General features: G+C 40.1%; 16 protein-coding genes, 1 rRNA gene and 1 riboswitch. Of the genes, 16 read left to right on the forward strand and 1 reads right to left on the reverse strand.

Annotated elements, in window-relative coordinates:
• Together rrf and J2Y03_RS16860 are read left to right on the forward strand one after the other, a co-directional pair.
• A 5S ribosomal RNA gene (rrf, locus tag J2Y03_RS16855) occupies nt 1–92 on the forward strand; the annotation flags it as partial.
• 503 nt (nt 93–595) lie between these two features.
• Complete coding sequence (locus tag J2Y03_RS16860) at nt 596–1,492, forward strand: fumarylacetoacetate hydrolase family protein (protein WP_310195968.1); 897 nt, start codon at nt 596–598, stop codon at nt 1,490–1,492.
• Between the two features lie 50 nt (nt 1,493–1,542).
• Here J2Y03_RS16860 and J2Y03_RS16865 read toward each other — a convergent pair whose 3' ends face one another.
• A complete protein-coding gene (locus J2Y03_RS16865) occupies nt 1,543–2,763 on the reverse strand; it encodes a hypothetical protein (RefSeq protein WP_310195970.1) in 1,221 nt (406 codons plus the stop codon).
• Between the two features lie 253 nt (nt 2,764–3,016).
• Here J2Y03_RS16865 and J2Y03_RS16870 point away from each other — a divergent pair, with 253 nt between their 5' ends.
• From J2Y03_RS16870 to purH, 14 genes are all read left to right on the forward strand, one after another.
• Complete coding sequence (locus tag J2Y03_RS16870) at nt 3,017–3,469, forward strand: MarR family winged helix-turn-helix transcriptional regulator (RefSeq protein ID WP_310195972.1); 453 nt, start codon at nt 3,017–3,019, stop codon at nt 3,467–3,469.
• 132 nt (nt 3,470–3,601) lie between these two features.
• On the forward strand, nt 3,602–4,144 hold the full coding sequence (locus tag J2Y03_RS16875; protein ID WP_310195974.1) for a DUF2179 domain-containing protein: 543 nt from the start codon (nt 3,602–3,604) through the stop codon (nt 4,142–4,144).
• Complete coding sequence (locus tag J2Y03_RS16880; RefSeq protein ID WP_132091891.1) at nt 4,141–4,341, forward strand: NETI motif-containing protein; 201 nt, start codon at nt 4,141–4,143, stop codon at nt 4,339–4,341. The genes J2Y03_RS16875 and J2Y03_RS16880 overlap by 4 nt, the downstream gene beginning before the upstream one ends.
• Nucleotides 4,342–4,426: 85 nt before the next feature.
• Nucleotides 4,427–4,528, forward strand: a riboswitch (purine riboswitch).
• A 134-nt stretch (nt 4,529–4,662) separates the two neighbouring features.
• A complete protein-coding gene (gene purE / locus J2Y03_RS16885; RefSeq protein WP_310195976.1) occupies nt 4,663–5,151 on the forward strand; it encodes a 5-(carboxyamino)imidazole ribonucleotide mutase in 489 nt (162 codons plus the stop codon).
• Nucleotides 5,138–6,271, forward strand: coding sequence for a 5-(carboxyamino)imidazole ribonucleotide synthase (gene purK, locus J2Y03_RS16890; protein WP_310195977.1), 1,134 nt, complete (start codon nt 5,138–5,140; stop codon nt 6,269–6,271). Before purE ends, purK begins: the two co-directional genes overlap by 14 nt.
• A 17-nt stretch (nt 6,272–6,288) precedes the next feature.
• Nucleotides 6,289–7,587 (forward strand): adenylosuccinate lyase, encoded by a 1,299-nt coding sequence (gene purB / locus J2Y03_RS16895; protein ID WP_310195979.1) that lies wholly within the window; start codon nt 6,289–6,291, stop codon nt 7,585–7,587.
• Nucleotides 7,588–7,931: 344 nt separating this feature from the next.
• The gene (purC, locus tag J2Y03_RS16900) at nt 7,932–8,645 is read left to right on the forward strand and encodes a phosphoribosylaminoimidazolesuccinocarboxamide synthase (RefSeq protein WP_310195981.1); all 714 of its coding nucleotides are present in this window, start codon (nt 7,932–7,934) and stop codon (nt 8,643–8,645) included.
• Entirely contained in the window at nt 8,638–8,892 is a 255-nt protein-coding gene (gene purS, locus J2Y03_RS16905) for a phosphoribosylformylglycinamidine synthase subunit PurS (RefSeq protein WP_132091906.1), read from the forward strand. The genes purC and purS overlap by 8 nt, the downstream gene beginning before the upstream one ends.
• The gene (gene purQ, locus J2Y03_RS16910; protein ID WP_310195983.1) at nt 8,889–9,572 is read left to right on the forward strand and encodes a phosphoribosylformylglycinamidine synthase subunit PurQ; all 684 of its coding nucleotides are present in this window, start codon (nt 8,889–8,891) and stop codon (nt 9,570–9,572) included. The genes purS and purQ overlap by 4 nt, the downstream gene beginning before the upstream one ends.
• The gene (purL, locus tag J2Y03_RS16915) at nt 9,556–11,781 is read left to right on the forward strand and encodes a phosphoribosylformylglycinamidine synthase subunit PurL (protein ID WP_310195985.1); all 2,226 of its coding nucleotides are present in this window, start codon (nt 9,556–9,558) and stop codon (nt 11,779–11,781) included. Before purQ ends, purL begins: the two co-directional genes overlap by 17 nt.
• The gene (gene purF / locus J2Y03_RS16920) at nt 11,757–13,163 is read left to right on the forward strand and encodes an amidophosphoribosyltransferase (protein ID WP_310195987.1); all 1,407 of its coding nucleotides are present in this window, start codon (nt 11,757–11,759) and stop codon (nt 13,161–13,163) included. The genes purL and purF overlap by 25 nt, the downstream gene beginning before the upstream one ends.
• A gap of 11 nt (nt 13,164–13,174) precedes the next feature.
• A complete protein-coding gene (gene purM, locus J2Y03_RS16925; RefSeq protein WP_310195989.1) occupies nt 13,175–14,200 on the forward strand; it encodes a phosphoribosylformylglycinamidine cyclo-ligase in 1,026 nt (341 codons plus the stop codon).
• On the forward strand, nt 14,197–14,799 hold the full coding sequence (gene purN, locus J2Y03_RS16930) for a phosphoribosylglycinamide formyltransferase (protein WP_310195991.1): 603 nt from the start codon (nt 14,197–14,199) through the stop codon (nt 14,797–14,799). The genes purM and purN overlap by 4 nt, the downstream gene beginning before the upstream one ends.
• Complete coding sequence (gene purH / locus J2Y03_RS16935) at nt 14,774–16,312, forward strand: bifunctional phosphoribosylaminoimidazolecarboxamide formyltransferase/IMP cyclohydrolase (protein WP_310195993.1); 1,539 nt, start codon at nt 14,774–14,776, stop codon at nt 16,310–16,312. Before purN ends, purH begins: the two co-directional genes overlap by 26 nt.
• Nucleotides 16,313–16,314 lie beyond the last annotated feature (2 nt).

The following is a 16,314-nucleotide window of genomic DNA, read 5'->3' on the forward strand; positions in this document are numbered from 1 at the left end:
ACACCCGTTCCCATACCGAACACGGAAGTTAAGCTTCTCAGCGCCGATGGTAGTTGGGACTTTGTCCCTGTGAGAGTAGGACGTTGCCAGGCAAAACGAAGCACAACCTGATAAGGGTTGTGCTTTTTTTGTTTGTCCAGAATGACAAAATGGTGTAGAAAAAGATAATAGCTGGACAATTGTGCCCAAGTAGCGTCGTTTTAATAGGGAAGGATAACGATAGTCAGTGAATCGTTACCGTACAACGTAATTTTTATAAAATGAGGTAACGATTAAGGGCTAATCGTGCCCTTGTAAGGTATTTTTTATAAAGTAAGGTAACGATTAGAGATTAATCATGCCCGATTAATGACATTATCAGTGATATCGGTAACGATTAGTGGTTAAACGTACTTAATTTTTCAAGGGTAGAGGGAATCAACCCTCATTTTTTAAATTTTTGGCATCTGATTCTTTTTTCATAATTGTTTCTTGCTTAATAAATAAAAATTCAAGAAAAAATACTTTATTTAATTAAAGGAGAAAGAAGGATAAAAAGAATGGAATAGAGAAATCAGATGTTTAGCAAGTTTAAAACAAGGAGGGAAACTATTCAATGAAACTAGTAACAATTAATAAAGAAGGTAAGCACGTGTTAGGTGTGAAAATTGAAAAAGGCATTATTGACCTTGAAGAGGCATTAAAAGAGATTCCTAATAATCAAGTACATACAAACATCATGAAAGTAATCGCTGGCAGTCATGAAGCCATTTCGGCACTTGAGGACTATATTGCGAACCTGCCATCTGAAAATAAAGCAAACTATATTAAAAATGAAGAAGAAGTTGTTTGGGGACCTTGTGTTACACAACCGAACAAAATTATTTGTATCGGTTTAAATTATCGCAAACATGCCGATGAAACAAAGTCTCCCTATCCAGAAGTACCGATATTATTTAGTAAATTTAATAATTCATTAACAGGACATAAATGTGAGATTGCAGTGCCAAAAGTGACCCAAAGGCTGGATTACGAAGTAGAATTAGGGGTAGTGATTGGGAAGGAAGCAAAGAATGTCAGCAAGGATAATGCATTAGATTACGTATTTGGCTATTGTACAGCAAATGATTTATCCGCACGTGACCTGCAAAAAAGAACACATCAATGGTTACTGGGAAAAACATGTGATGACTTCAGTCCCATCGGTCCTTACCTTGTAACAGCAGATGAAGTAGGTGACCCAAACAATTTACAATTAAAAACATATGTGAATGGAGAAAAACGCCAAGATTCTAATACCTCCGATATGATTTTTTATGTAGATGAAATTGTCAGCTATATTTCGCAGCACATGACGCTTACACCTGGTGATGTGATTCTTACAGGAACTCCAGAGGGTGTTATCATTGGCTATCCAAGGGAAAAGAGAGTTTATTTGAAGCCTGGTGATGTCGTAACCGTTGAGGTTGAAAAATTAGGTACCCTGACCAATACGTTAATTGAAGAAAAATAATTTTTTTGGGGAAGAGCCAGGTACTAAAGCCTGCCTGGCCCTCCAATAAACTAACGCCTCGAATATAAACTAAATACCTCATCCCAGCTCCATTTTTCATAATAGGAGCTTCCCAAACTAATATTTTTAATCCAAATACTTTCACTCATATTATTGGTCGGTGAAACCAATACATTTGCATTTTTTCGATCTGTTCTTATCCAAAATAGATTATTTTTAACAACTTGAGGTCTAAAATCTCCAAACAATCTAGGTGGAGCAGTTACTTGGGTTTGTTTATTATCCGAAAGATTAATCTTATATAGGCTTGGCAATGGTCGTCTGTCTAAGAGCCCTTCACCACTTTCCATCGAACGTGAAACGTAGACGGTCCGATTGTTTTGCCAAGTTAAATCGCGATCTACAAAACCTGTAGGGGTATAAGCGACATTTTCCATAGTTGGGGCATTTAAAATCTTTAACTTCTTCGTAATAGTAGCTTCTCTTCCAGTACCACTAATATATCCCAATAAACTGTTAAACGGAGCCCATTGGAACCAAGCCTCCTCCCTTAGCATTTCATCCACCCGATGAAATGTTTTTCCGTTAGCAGACAGGACACTTAATGTATTTCCGTCGGCAGACAGAGATGCAGTAGGATATAATAAAAAGCTAATCCACTTCTTATCAGTAGACCACTTAAATGGACTTGTAGAGACAAGAATTTCATTTTCATTAACGTTAATTGTATAAAAATGGTTAATAGTTGGCTTTTCATTTTTTCTTAAGGTTACTTTTGATAAAATAATATCTGAATTAAGTTTTGCACTTTTCTTGGTGGAAATAAGCAAACCATTCCCAGTTGGAAGCCAAGAAAAGTTTTCAATGTTTTTCGCAGCAGGAATAAATTGACCTAGCTGGCTGGTATTTAAAGTAAATAAATTTTTAAGCACTTGAAATCCGATTGTATTTTCATAAGGGGACCATTGGAAATTATCACTGACATTTTCTTTTACTTTATAGTGTTTATTGTTTTTCAAATTGTACATCCAAAGGTCAAAAACATCCCCCTCTTTGGCTGACTTCAAATAGGCTATCCAACTGCCATCGAATGACCATTTTGGATATCTTACATAACCAGAGTCTGTAATTTTCCTTTCCTTTTCCTTTATTTTTATCCATAAAACATCATTTCTGACAAAAGCTGCTTTTACATTTTCCTGTGGTACTGCTGAAACAGCATTAGGAATGAGGGCTAATAACAAAAATACTATAACTAGTATTTTTTTCATGGAGTCACCACCTAAAATCTTTTTTTCTTATAATTCCCATTCAAAGGAGAAACATATAAGAAAAAAATGACTTGTGCGATAAAGAAGCATGCAAGCACGATCATCGTCATTCGTCATCATTATTTATGTAATTTGAAAAACACGTTAATTTAGACTCTAAGCTTGTTTTCGAGCTTAGTTTTTTAAATTTAATACTTAAGTTTACTTAAATGTTTAATTTGGTTTATAATAAGAAAATAAAGAGGTGGATGATGTGAACAAAGATTTAGCATTGATATGCAGCAAAATCTTAGATTACTCTAATGCATTGAGTTCATTATTTTTAGAGGACTATAAGCAATTAATGAAAGATGAGTTTGCGAATTTATCAACGAAACAGCAAGTGATTCTAGAACTATTAAGAGTAAAGAATCGTACAGTAAATGAAATTTCACACTTTTTATCGATTACGGCAAGTGCTGCGAGTCAACTCATTTCAAAACTTGAAAAACAGGATTATGTAAAAAGAGAGATAAATCCTGACAACCGACGCGAAATTATCGTACAACTAGGTGAAAAAGGTCATCACTATAATGAAATGGTCGAAAAGAATCAATTATTTATTATTGAAAAGTATTATGCGAAATTGCCAAAGGATGATTTAGAAAAGCTATTAGACATTCATGAAAAACTCTATCATATCGCGGTTAAGACGCAGGAAGAGTAAAAGTAAATGAATACTGCATGGGACCTGTTAAATATCAGGTCTTTTTTAAATGGAATGAAAAATTTATTAAAAACGGTTAAACTAACAAAATACAACTTTTAATATGCTTAGATAGGAAGAGGAGGGTAATAGTTGTTAGAAAACAGTTTTATGATGGTATTAATTATTTTACTTATCAACATCGTGTATGTTTCATTTTTTACGATAAGAATGATTTTAACGTTAAAGGGTCAGAGATATTTAGCGGCGTCTTTGAGTATGATTGAAGTAGTTATTTACGTATTAGGTCTTGGTCTTGTTTTGAATAATCTTAATGAAATTCAAAATCTGGTTGCCTATGCGGTTGGTTATGGCATTGGTGTTATTGTCGGGATGAAGATTGAAGAAAAGCTTGCCTTGGGCTATATAACGGTTAATGTCATCACCAAGGAATATGATAAGGATCTGCCAAAGGTTTTAAGGGAACAAGGATTTGGGGTGACAGAATGGGCGGCTCATGGGCTCGAGGGAGATCGAATGGCATTGCAAATCCTGACACCAAGGAAATTTGAACTTAAATTATACGATACAATAAAAGGTTTGGATCCAAAAGCATTTATTATCTCTTACGAACCAAAGGCTATCCATGGCGGTTTTTTGGTGAAATCAGTGAAAAGAGGGAAATTGTTTTCATGAGTAGAAAGAAGAAAATGCAATTTGAGGTACAGGAAAATGAAAGTATTGAAGCATGTCTAGAGCGAATGAAGAAACAGGGGTATGTACCGATTCGTCGTACAGAAAAACCGATCTTTCATGAGGTAATTAATGGGAAAGAAACAACCTATGAACCTATCGGAAGGCAGATTGTATTTGAAGGAGTCAGTAATGATTAAAAACGAACGTTACAATTTAAATGAATAAAATTGTTCGTTTTTATTGACCGTTTGCTTGATAAATTATAATATAAAGGTGTCGAAAAAATAAATTACGTAACACCCTCGTATAATAGTGGGAATATGGCCCATAAGTTTCTACCCAATTACCGTAAATGATTGGACTATGAGGGGAAGTGGAAATACCAGAAATGTGACTCATCATTTTATGGTATTGAACTGTGCTGAATTCAGCCCGGACAGACTACTTTCTCTCATTTTGCGAAATTGGGGAAGTATCTGTTTAGGGCTTTTTATATAGGAAAAGTTAGGGGCGAGAACATGAATCCAATTGTCGCAGTAATAATGGGCAGCAAATCAGATTGGGAAACAATGAAACATACCTGTGAGATCCTTGACCGGTTAGAGGTTCCGTATGAAAAAAAGGTGGTTTCAGCACACCGAACTCCTGACTTAATGTTTGATTTTGCCGAAACTGCTAGAGTAAGAGGTATAAAAGTGATTATCGCAGGAGCGGGCGGTGCCGCACATTTACCAGGAATGGTTGCAGCCAAAACGACCTTACCTGTCATCGGCGTTCCGGTTCAATCGAAAGCATTAAATGGACTGGACTCGCTATTATCGATTGTGCAAATGCCAACTGGTGTACCAGTAGCAACGGTAGCAATTGGGAAGGCAGGAGCAACCAATGCTGGTTTACTCGCGGCTCAGATTATAGCGATTAACGATTCGAAATTAAAAGATAGACTAGAGCAAGTCCGCGTTGAAGCAAAAATGGCGGCAATAGAAAGTAGTGATGAGCTTGTCTAATAAAACTATTTTGCCGGGACAAACGATTGGTATTATTGGTGGCGGCCAGCTTGGCAGGATGATGGCACTTTCCGCAAGGGCGATGGGTTACGGAATCGCCGTTTTAGACCCAACGGAAGATTCACCATGCGGCCAAGTTGCAGATTATAAGATCATCGGCAGCTATGATGATTTAGAAGCGATTAGCCAATTAGCTGCAGTAAGTGACGTCATCACCTATGAATTTGAAAATATAGATGCCGCTGCACTAGAATGGCTTTGCAGCCAAGCGAATGTACCACAAGGGAAAAGCCTGCTAGAGACGGCACAGGATCGGGTAAAAGAAAAAGCTGCCATTGTAAATGCCGGCGTCCAAGTTGCCCCCTACGCAGTCATCAATTCTTCGGATGATTTATATTCGGAGAGCGAGCAGATAGGCTTTCCAGCCGTATTAAAAACAGCACGCGGCGGCTATGATGGCAAAGGGCAAGTGGTGGTAAGAAATAAGCAGGATATCGAAAAAGCGCTGGTACTACTAGAGAGCGGGCAATGTATCCTTGAAAAATGGGTTTCTTTTACGAAGGAAATTTCGGTTATTGTCACTAGGAACACAAATGGTGAAACAGCAGTATTTCCGGTTGCGGAAAATATTCATCGTGATAATATTCTTCATCAAACGATTGCTCCTGCTAGGATTAGCAAACAGGCTGAGGAGAGAGCCATTCAATCAGCCATTCAACTTGCCAATGCGTTTGAGTTAGTGGGGACACTGGCTGTTGAAATGTTTTTAACGGAAAATGATACGATTTATATAAATGAACTAGCACCAAGACCGCACAATACAGGGCATTATACGATTGAAGCTTGTGAAACATCGCAATTTGAACAGCATGTAAGAGCAGTTTGTAACCTTCCGCTTGGAAGTACAAAGCTATTAAAATCCGCAGTTATGGTCAATATATTAGGAGAGCATGTTCAAAATGTGTTAGAAAATATAACAGAAGTAACAGATTGGAAAATTCATTTATACGGTAAGAAAGAACCTAAGGTGAAAAGAAAAATGGGGCATGTAACCATCCTTTCTGATTCTGTTGAGGATGCAATCGCAGAAATAAAGAAAAGCTTAATTTGGGAAGAATAAAGTTTGGAGGCCAAAAGATGATTGATCGTTATACACGACCTGAGATGGGTGCAATTTGGACAGACGAAAACCGCTTTAAAGCATGGCTGGAGGTTGAAATTCTTGCCTGTGAAGCATGGGCAGAGTTAGGTGAAATTCCGAAAGAGGACGTAAAGAAGCTACGTGAAAATGCATCCTTTGATATTGACCGGATTAAAGAAATCGAAGAAGAGACAAGACATGATGTTGTAGCCTTTACCCGCGCAGTATCCGAGACATTAGGAGAAGAGCGCAAATGGGTGCATTACGGTTTAACTTCAACGGATGTGGTTGATACTGCACTTTCTTACTTATTAAAGCAAGCCAATGCGATTATCCGGAAGGACCTTGAAAACTTTATTGAAATCCTAAAAAACAAAGCGATTGAACATAAATTTACCGTTATGATGGGGCGTACGCACGGAGTACATGCGGAACCGACAACATTCGGCTTAAAGCTTGCTCTATGGTACGAAGAAATGAAACGGAACCTAGAACGTTTTAATCAGGCAGCTACCGGTGTTGAGTTTGGGAAAATTTCTGGAGCAGTTGGAACTTACGCTAATATCAACCCGTTTGTTGAACAATATGTGTGTGAAAAACTAGGTACCCAGCCTGCACCAATCTCAACCCAAACTTTGCAGCGTGACCGCCATGCACACTATATGTCCACCATTGCTTTAATTGCGACATCCATTGAAAAGTTTGCCGTTGAAGTTCGCGGGCTGCAAAAGAGTGAAACGCGTGAAGTGGAAGAGTTTTTTGCAAAAGGACAAAAAGGGTCATCGGCAATGCCCCATAAACGCAATCCAATTGGGTCTGAAAATATGACTGGTTTGGCCCGTGTGATTCGCGGCTATATGATGACAGCCTATGAAAATGTTCCACTATGGCATGAGCGCGATATTTCACACTCTTCTGCTGAGCGGATTATTTTACCCGATGCAACGATTGCCTTGAACTACATGTTAAATCGTTTCGGCAACATTATTAAAAACCTAACTGTCTATCCGGAAAACATGAAACGTAACATGGATCGTACGCTTGGTTTGATTTACTCACAGAGAGTCCTGCTAGCGTTGATTGACAAAGGTTTATCGCGCGAAGAGGCCTATGATACAGTACAGCCAAAAACGGCGGAATCATGGGACAATCAAGTGCCATTCCGCGGCTTAATCGAAGAAGAACCGAAAATCACAAGCCTGCTTTCACCAGAAGAAATTGCTGACTGTTTCGATTACAACTATCATCTTCAGCATGTTAATACGATTTTTGAACGATTAGGGTTAAACGGCTAGAAGCTATAGTGACCGGAAACGGTGGAAAAACGAAATATCGGTCACTAAGGGAGGCTCTTGGTGACCGGAATGGTTGGAAAAGTGAGAAAGTGGTAACCAAAGAGGGCTTTTGGTGACCGGAATGGTTGAAAAAGTGAGAAAGTGGTAACCAAAGAGGGCTTTTGGTGACCGGAATGGTTGAAAAAGTGAAAAAGTGGTAACCAAAGAGGAGTATTGGTGCCCGGAACAGCTGAAAAGTTGAAAAAATGGTAACCAAACACTTTGAAAAATTAAAAATTGGCCACTAAAAGTGACCAATATTAACTGGAAAATTCCCAATATTGCCGATTTAGGAGGCGTTCTTTATGAGAGAGCTTTTATATGAAGGAAAAGCAAAGCGAATTTTTAAAACAGATGATGAACAGACGGTTTTAATTGAATATAAGGATTCGGCTACAGCTTTTAACGGCCAGAAGAAGGCAGATATTACTGGTAAGGGACGTTTAAATAACGAAATTACTAGTTTGCTATTTTTAAAGCTTAAAGAACAGGGAATTGAATCGCATTTTATTAAGCAATTGTCGGAAACGGAACAGCTGGTTAAAAAGGTAAATATTATCCCGCTTGAGGTTGTCATTCGCAATGTCGCTGCAGGCAGTTTTTCAAAGCGATTAGGAATCGAAGAGGGTAAAGAGTTAACAAAACCAATGGTTGAGTTTTACTTGAAAAATGATGACCTTGAAGACCCATTGTTAACGACTGACCATATCTACGAAATGAATGTAGCCACAGCAGAAGAAGTGGCGATTTTAATAGAAAAAGCACTACAAATCAATACCGTATTAACAGGGTTTTTCAATGAACTCGGCATTAACTTGATTGATTTCAAACTAGAGTTTGGCAAGGATACAGATGGAGAAATCTTATTAGCAGATGAGATTTCACCGGACACTTGCAGATTATGGGACAAAAAGACAAATGAAAAGCTCGATAAGGATGTATTCCGTCGAGACCTTGGCAGTTTAACAGAAGCATATGAAACTGTTTTTAACAGATTAGGGGGAAAACAGAATGTTTAAGGTAAAGGTGTATGTCACGTTAAGAGAAAGTGTACTAGATCCACAAGGTAAAGCAGTTACTCATTCACTACAATCATTAAATTATCCAGAAGTATCCGATGTTCGAATCGGTAAATATATGGAACTAACCATCGAAAAATCAGAGCGTGACCTTGATGAAGTAATCAATGAGGTATGCAGCAAGCTATTAGCCAATCCAGTCATTGAAGACTACCGTTATGAAGTAGAGGAGTGTGTTCCTCAGTGAAGTTTGCAGTCATCGTTTTTCCGGGGTCTAACTGTGATATCGATATGTACCATGCGATTAAGGATGAACTTGGTGAACAGGTTGAATATGTTTGGCATGACACTGAGAGCTTAGATGAGTTTGATGGAATCTTACTTCCTGGCGGCTTTTCATACGGAGATTATTTACGTACAGGAGCCATTGCACGTTTTAGTAAGGTAATGAAGGAAGTTGTAAAAGCAGCAGATGCTGGTAAACCGATTCTTGGTGTCTGCAACGGATTTCAGATTTTGCTTGAAGCCGGCTTACTGCCTGGGGCCATGAGACGTAATGAAAGTCTATCATTTATCTGTAAACCAGTTGAGTTAAAAGTAGTGAACAATCAGTCGATGTTTTCTACCGCCTACACGCAAGGAGAAACCATTTCTATCCCTGTCGCTCATGGTGAAGGAAACTACTATTGTGATGAAGAAACACTTGCTAATCTAAAAGCGAATAACCAAATCGTTTTTACTTACCAAGATAACCCGAACGGAAGCTTAGAAGATATAGCAGGAATTATTAATGAAAGAGGAAATGTCCTCGGAATGATGCCACACCCTGAAAGAGCCGTTGATGAGTTATTAGGCGGCGCAGATGGACTTAAATTATTTCAATCGATTGTAAGAAGCTGGAGGGAAGCAAATGTTGTTAAAGCATGAACCAAGACCAGATCAAGTGAAGTCAGAAAAACTTTATCAGCAAATGGGCTTATCCGATGAAGAATTTACGCTCGTTGAAAACATTCTTGGCCGGACACCGAACTATACCGAAACGGGATTATTCTCGGTTATGTGGTCGGAGCATTGCAGCTATAAAAACTCAAAGCCAGTATTAAAGAAATTCCCGATTACTGGGGAAAAGGTTCTTCAAGGTCCTGGAGAAGGCGCGGGGATTGTCGATATCGGTGACGAACAGGCGGTTGTTTTTAAAATTGAAAGTCATAACCATCCATCTGCGATAGAACCATACCAAGGTGCAGCAACAGGTGTTGGCGGAATCATCCGTGATATTTTTTCAATGGGAGCACGTCCAATTGCAATCTTAAACTCACTTCGTTTCGGAGAACTAGATTCAGCAAGAGTTCGTTACTTGTTTAAGGAAGTTGTCGCAGGGATTGCAGGCTACGGAAACTGTATCGGAATCCCGACAGTCGGTGGTGAAATTCAATTCGAATCAAGTTATGACGGCAATCCTTTAGTTAATGCGATGTGTGTTGGGTTAATTGACCATAAAGATATCAAAAAAGGCCTCGCGCAGGGTGTAGGCAATACCGTTATGTATGTGGGCGCAAAAACGGGACGGGACGGAATTCATGGTGCGACCTTTGCTTCTGAAGAATTAACCGAGCAATCAGATGAGAATCGTCCAGCGGTTCAGGTTGGTGACCCATTCATGGAGAAGCTTTTATTAGAAGCCTGCCTTGAGCTTATCCATTCCGATGCACTTGTAGGGATTCAGGATATGGGTGCAGCAGGATTAACAAGTTCATCAGCGGAGATGGCAAGTAAAGCGGGAATGGGAATTGAGATGAACTTAGACCTTGTTCCACAGCGTGAAACAGGTATGACAGCTTATGAAATGATGCTTTCAGAATCTCAAGAACGTATGCTAATTGTCATTAAAAAAGGAAGAGAGCAAGAGATTAACGAGCTTTTTTCTAAATATGATTTAGAGGCAGTAGCGATTGGTACAGTAACAGACGATAAAAAGCTTAGACTGATTCATAATGGAGAAGTCGTTGCGGATGTTCCAGTTGATGCTTTAGCTGAAGATGCACCTGTTTATCACAAACCATCCAAAGTTCCTGCTTATTTTGAGGAGTTTCAGGCAATGGAGCAGGAAATCCCGCAGGTTTCCGACCTAAAGGAAACACTTGTAAAGCTATTAAGTCAGCCGACAATCGCGAGCAAGGAATGGGTTTATCAGCAGTATGACTACATGGTGCGCACAAATACAGTTGTGTCTCCAGGTTCAGATGCGGCGGTAGTAAGGATTCGTGGAACACGAAAAGCATTAGCGATGACGACAGACTGTAATTCACGCTATGTCTATTTAGACCCTGAAGTAGGCGGGAAAATCGCCGTTGCTGAGGCAGCCCGTAATATTGTCTGCTCTGGTGCAGAACCATTAGCGATTACCGATAACCTTAACTTTGGAAATCCAGAAAAACCAGAAGTATTCTGGCAGATTGAAAAAGCAGCGGATGGTATTAGTGAAGCTTGCCGAGTTCTTGGGACCCCTGTCATTGGCGGGAATGTATCCCTATATAACGAAACGAGCGGTACTGCAATCTATCCAACGCCAGTAATCGGAATGGTTGGATTGGTAACAGATATCGACCATATTACAACACAGTCATTTAAAAATAACGGTGACCTTATCTATTTAGTTGGTGAAACGAAAGATGAGTTCGGAGGAAGTGAACTTCAAAAACTAGTTCATGGAAAAGTTTTTGGTAAAGCTCCGGAATTAAATATTAATGTTGAAAAAGCAAATCAAGACCAAGTGTTAGCAGCCATTCGTGCTGGATTGGTTCAATCTGCTCATGACCTTTCAGAAGGCGGTTTAGCAGTGGCCATTGCCGAAAGTCTTTTCGATAACGATCAGCTCGGAGCGGAAGTCAACGTTACAGGAAATCTTGTTTCTTCCTTATTCAGTGAATCGCAATCTCGCTTTCTGTTAAGTGTTAAAAAAGAACATCAAACAGAGTTTGAACGTTTAGTAACAGCACAATTAATCGGTGAAGTGAACGAAACCGAGAATTTAAGAGTGTTATCTGAAACTGATACAGTATTAGAAGCTTCTGTTAACCAATTGAAGGATGCCTGGAAAGGAGCTATCCCATGCTTGCTGAAATCAAGGGATTAAACGAAGAGTGCGGAGTCTTTGGTGTCTGGGGACACCCAGATTCTGCACAGCTTACCTATTATGGACTTCATAGTCTGCAGCATCGCGGTCAAGAGGGTACTGGTATTGTCGTATCCGACGGGGATAAGCTTAGAGTGGTTAAAGGTGAAGGACTAGTTTCAGAGATTTTCACAGCCGACGTGATGGAAAAAATAAAGGGAACCTCTGCCGTTGGGCATGTTCGTTATGCGACAGCAGGAGGCGGCGGGTATGAAAATGTCCAGCCCTTGCTGTTCCATTCTCAAACTGGAAGTCTGGCCCTTGCCCATAATGGGAACCTAGTGAATGCCAATTTCTTGAAGCACCAGCTAGAAGGACAGGGGAGTATTTTTCAAACAAGCTCTGATACAGAAGTTTTAGCTCATTTAATTAGAAGAAGCGGATTTTCTGAGCTGAAAGATCAGGTGAAAAATGCACTTTCGATGTTAAAAGGGGCATACGCCTACTTAATCCTAACAGAGAATGAACTAATGGTTGCGCTAGATCCCCATGGGTTAAGACCTTTATCACTGGCATGTTTAGGAGATGCCTATGTGGTTGCTTCTGAAACTTGTGCGTTTGATGTCATTGGAGCAGAGTTTATCCGTGATATTAGACCGGGTGAATTATTGATTATTAACAAAGACGGAATTACCTCAGAACAATTCGCATTCAATTCAACGAAGTCAATCTGTGCGATGGAATATATTTATTTTTCAAGACCTGATAGTAACATCCAAGGTATTAATGTTCATACAGCCCGTAAGAACATGGGGAAAAGATTAGCGGTAGAAGCACCAATCGAAGCGGACGTAGTCACGGGTGTTCCAGATTCTAGTATCTCTGCAGCGATTGGCTATGCGGAAGTATCGGGTATTCCTTATGAGATGGGATTAATAAAAAATAAATATGTTGGCAGGACGTTTATTCAGCCAACCCAAACGCTACGGGAGCAAGGGGTAAAGATGAAACTGTCTGCGGTTCGCGGTGTGGTGGAAGGAAAACGTGTGGTCATGGTTGATGACTCAATCGTACGTGGAACGACCAGCAAACGGATTGTATCGCTGCTAAAAGAGGCAGGAGCAACAGAGGTACACGTTGTGATCAGTTCTCCGCCGATTAAAAATCCTTGTTTTTATGGAATTGATACATCGTCTAAGGAAGAATTAATCGCTTCAGACAAATCAGTGGAAGAGATTAGGCAGCTCATTGGTGCGGATTCCCTGACATTCCTAAGTACAGAGGGGATGGTTGGAGCAATCGTGAAAACCGAAGGAACGAACGGCTTCTGTCTAGGCTGTTTTACAGGTAATTATCCAACGGAAATTTATCCAGATACACTCCAATATTATTACCAAAAATAAGGGGGACCATCATGGCAAATGCGTATAAACAGGCAGGGGTAAACATCGAAGCAGGCTATGAGGCTGTGGAAAGAATGAAAAAGCATGTGCAAAAAACAGCCAGAGCCGGTGTGTTAGGCGGGTTAGGTGGATTCGGCGGAATGTTTGACCTATCTTCTCTTAACTTAAAAGAGCCTGTTCTTGTTTCAGGAACAGATGGAGTTGGCACGAAGCTGATGATTGCTTTTTGGATGGATAAGCATGACACGATTGGCATTGACGCCGTAGCAATGTGTGTCAATGATATCGTCGTTCAAGGGGCAGAGCCTGTGTTCTTTTTAGATTATATTGCCTGCGGAAAAGCAGATCCTGAAAAGATTGAGGCCATTGTTAAGGGCATTAGTGATGGCTGTGAACAGGCAGGCTGTGCGCTTATTGGCGGTGAAACAGCGGAAATGCCTGGGTTGTATAGCGAAAGTGAGTACGATCTTGCTGGATTTACCGTTGGAGCTGTTGAGAAGTCCCAATTGATCACAGGAGAAAACATCAAGCCTGGAGATGTGCTTATCGGATTAGCTTCAAGCGGAATTCACAGCAATGGTTATTCACTTGTCAGAAAGGTTTTCAATAATTGGGCCTTAACGGAGTATGTAGACGAACTTGGCTGCAGTTTGGGAGAAGAGTTATTGAAACCAACGAGAATCTACGTAAAACCGATTCTGTCAGCTTTGAAAAAATTCGAACTAAAAGGGATGGCACACATCACAGGCGGCGGTTTTATTGAAAATATTCCTCGGATGCTGCCTAATGGACTAGGTGCCAAATTGTATGATAAGAGCTGGGATATCCCGCCAATATTTAATTTACTATCAACAGTTGGTCAAATCGACCAGCAGGATATGTATAATATTTTTAACATGGGTATCGGCATGGTTATTGCCGTTGATAAAGAGAACGCCGCAGGTCTGATGGACCATTTGAGACAATCTGGCGAAACGGTTTTTGAAATGGGTGTAGTAACAGAAGAAGAAGGAATTATCATAGGTGGCCGCCGATGAAGAAAATTGCTGTTTTTGCATCAGGAAATGGAAGCAATTTTCAAGCAATCATCGATGTAGTACAAAAGGGAGAGCTAAAAGCAGATATAGCTCTTCTTGTTTGTGATAAGCCGGGAGCTTTTGCAATCCAACGGGCAAATGCCGCCCGTATCCCGACTTTTTCTTTTAGCCCAAAGGAATTTAGCTCCAAAGAAGCGTATGAGAAAGTCATTACGGAGCAATTAACAAGTTATGGTGTCGAATTTATCGTGCTTGCAGGTTACATGAGGCTATTAGGTCCAACCTTGCTTGGTGAGTATTCTGGAAGGATTATAAATATCCATCCTTCGCTTCTGCCTGCTTTTCCAGGAAAGGACGCAATTGGTCAGGCCTTGGAGGCAAAAGCGCAATGGACCGGCGTAACCATCCATTACGTAGATGAAGGCATGGATACTGGACCGATTATTGTCCAGGAACGTGTCCGTATCGATAATAAGGAAACAAGAGAAAGTCTTCAACAGAAGATACAAAAAATCGAACATAAGCTTTATCCATCCATCTTGCAAATGCTGTTAATGAGAGGGGAAGTTACCAATGACAAAAAAGCGCGCACTAATTAGTGTTTCTGATAAAAATGGTATTTCTGATTTTGCTAAAGAGTTAGTCAGCTTAGGGTTTGAAATTATTTCAACGGGCGGAACGAAAAAGGCACTTCAAGAACAAGGTATCCCAGTTCTTGGTGTAAGTGATGTTACCGGTTTTCCAGAAATATTAGAAGGGCGTGTAAAAACGTTAAATCCTTTTATTCACGGCGGATTACTTGCAAAACATGATGACGAGCAGCATCAAAAACAACTTGAAGAACACGGAATTGATCCGATTCAAATTGTTTGTGTTAATCTTTACCCTTTCCAACAAACGATTGAAAAACCAGATGTTACGACTGAGGATGCGATTGAAAATATTGATATCGGCGGTCCAACCATGCTTCGTGCCTCTGCTAAAAATCATCAATATGTAACGGTGGTCGTGGATCCCGTTGACTATAAAAATGTAATTGAGGAATTAAAGGCAGATGGTCAAACTGCGCTTGCAACACGCAGAAAGCTGGCGGCAAAAGTTTTCCGTCATACTGCTGCATATGACGCGTTAATTGCTGAATATATGACTGAGCTTGCTCAGGAAGAGACACCTGAAAAATTGACGGTTACTTATGAATTAAAGCAATCGCTTCGTTATGGTGAAAATCCACATCAAAAAGCTGCTTTTTATAAAAAACCACTTGGTTCCACGTTCTCTATTGCTAATGCGCAACAGCTTCATGGGAAAGAGTTATCCTATAATAATATCAATGATGCGGATGCAGCTCTGCAAATCGTGAAAGAATTTACTGAACCTGCTGCTGTTGCTGTAAAGCACATGAATCCTTGCGGTATTGGGACAGGGGTTAATACTTTTACTGCATTTGGAAAAGCATTTGCAGCCGATCCCGTTTCTATTTTTGGCGGAATTATTGCTTTTAATCGAGAAGTGGATGCAGAGACTGCAGGTAAACTTCATGAGATTTTCTTAGAGATTATTATTGCACCATCTTTCTCAGCGGATGCATTAGCAATATTAACATCGAAAAAGAATCTCCGTTTATTAACGATTCCATTTTTAGGCGTGAAAAAACCAGAATTAAAGCTGACCACCATTGAAGGCGGACTACTTGTCCAAGATCAGGACCGATTCACTTTAGAAGATGCTACGATTAAAGTAGCTACAAAAAGACAGCCAACTGAGCAGGAATGGGCAGCATTAAAGCTAGGCTGGAAGGTAGTAAAACATGTAAAATCCAATGCCATTGTTGTGACAAAAGAGGATATGACAATTGGAATTGGCGCGGGGCAAATGAACAGGGTTGGTGCCGCTGAAATTGCCTTAAAACAAGCAGGTGAAAAGGCAGCAGGCGCCGCACTTGCCTCTGATGCTTTCTTCCCAATGGATGATACCGTTGAAGCAGCAGCAAAAGCGGGAATTACAGCGATTATTCAGCCAGGCGGTTCGATTCGTGACGAGGATTCCATCAAAAAGGCTGATGAATATGGAATTGCGATGGTGTTTACCGGAGTAAGACATTTTAAACACTAAAA

The sequence above is a fragment of the Neobacillus niacini genome (genome assembly GCF_031457145.1).
Classification (GTDB): Bacteria; Bacillota; Bacilli; order Bacillales; family Cytobacillaceae; genus Neobacillus; species Neobacillus niacini_J.

Excerpts from the sequence above, each read along its gene's own strand:
- purB (WP_310195979.1), top strand. The coding sequence starts at position 6,289 with ATGATTGATCGTTATACACGACCTGAGATGGGTGCAATTTGGACAGAC.
- J2Y03_RS16860 (WP_310195968.1), top strand. The coding sequence starts at position 596 with ATGAAACTAGTAACAATTAATAAAGAAGGTAAGCACGTGTTAGGTGTG.
- J2Y03_RS16865 (WP_310195970.1), bottom strand. The coding sequence starts at position 2,763 with ATGAAAAAAATACTAGTTATAGTATTTTTGTTATTAGCCCTCATTCCT.
- purH (WP_310195993.1), top strand. The coding sequence starts at position 14,774 with ATGACAAAAAAGCGCGCACTAATTAGTGTTTCTGATAAAAATGGTATT.
- purC (WP_310195981.1), top strand. The coding sequence starts at position 7,932 with ATGAGAGAGCTTTTATATGAAGGAAAAGCAAAGCGAATTTTTAAAACA.
- purF (WP_310195987.1), top strand. The coding sequence starts at position 11,757 with ATGCTTGCTGAAATCAAGGGATTAAACGAAGAGTGCGGAGTCTTTGGT.
- purS (WP_132091906.1), top strand. The coding sequence starts at position 8,638 with ATGTTTAAGGTAAAGGTGTATGTCACGTTAAGAGAAAGTGTACTAGAT.
- purE (WP_310195976.1), top strand. The coding sequence starts at position 4,663 with ATGAATCCAATTGTCGCAGTAATAATGGGCAGCAAATCAGATTGGGAA.
- purL (WP_310195985.1), top strand. The coding sequence starts at position 9,556 with ATGTTGTTAAAGCATGAACCAAGACCAGATCAAGTGAAGTCAGAAAAA.
- purN (WP_310195991.1), top strand. The coding sequence starts at position 14,197 with ATGAAGAAAATTGCTGTTTTTGCATCAGGAAATGGAAGCAATTTTCAA.
- purM (WP_310195989.1), top strand. The coding sequence starts at position 13,175 with ATGGCAAATGCGTATAAACAGGCAGGGGTAAACATCGAAGCAGGCTAT.
- purK (WP_310195977.1), top strand. The coding sequence starts at position 5,138 with ATGAGCTTGTCTAATAAAACTATTTTGCCGGGACAAACGATTGGTATT.
- J2Y03_RS16880 (WP_132091891.1), top strand. The coding sequence starts at position 4,141 with ATGAGTAGAAAGAAGAAAATGCAATTTGAGGTACAGGAAAATGAAAGT.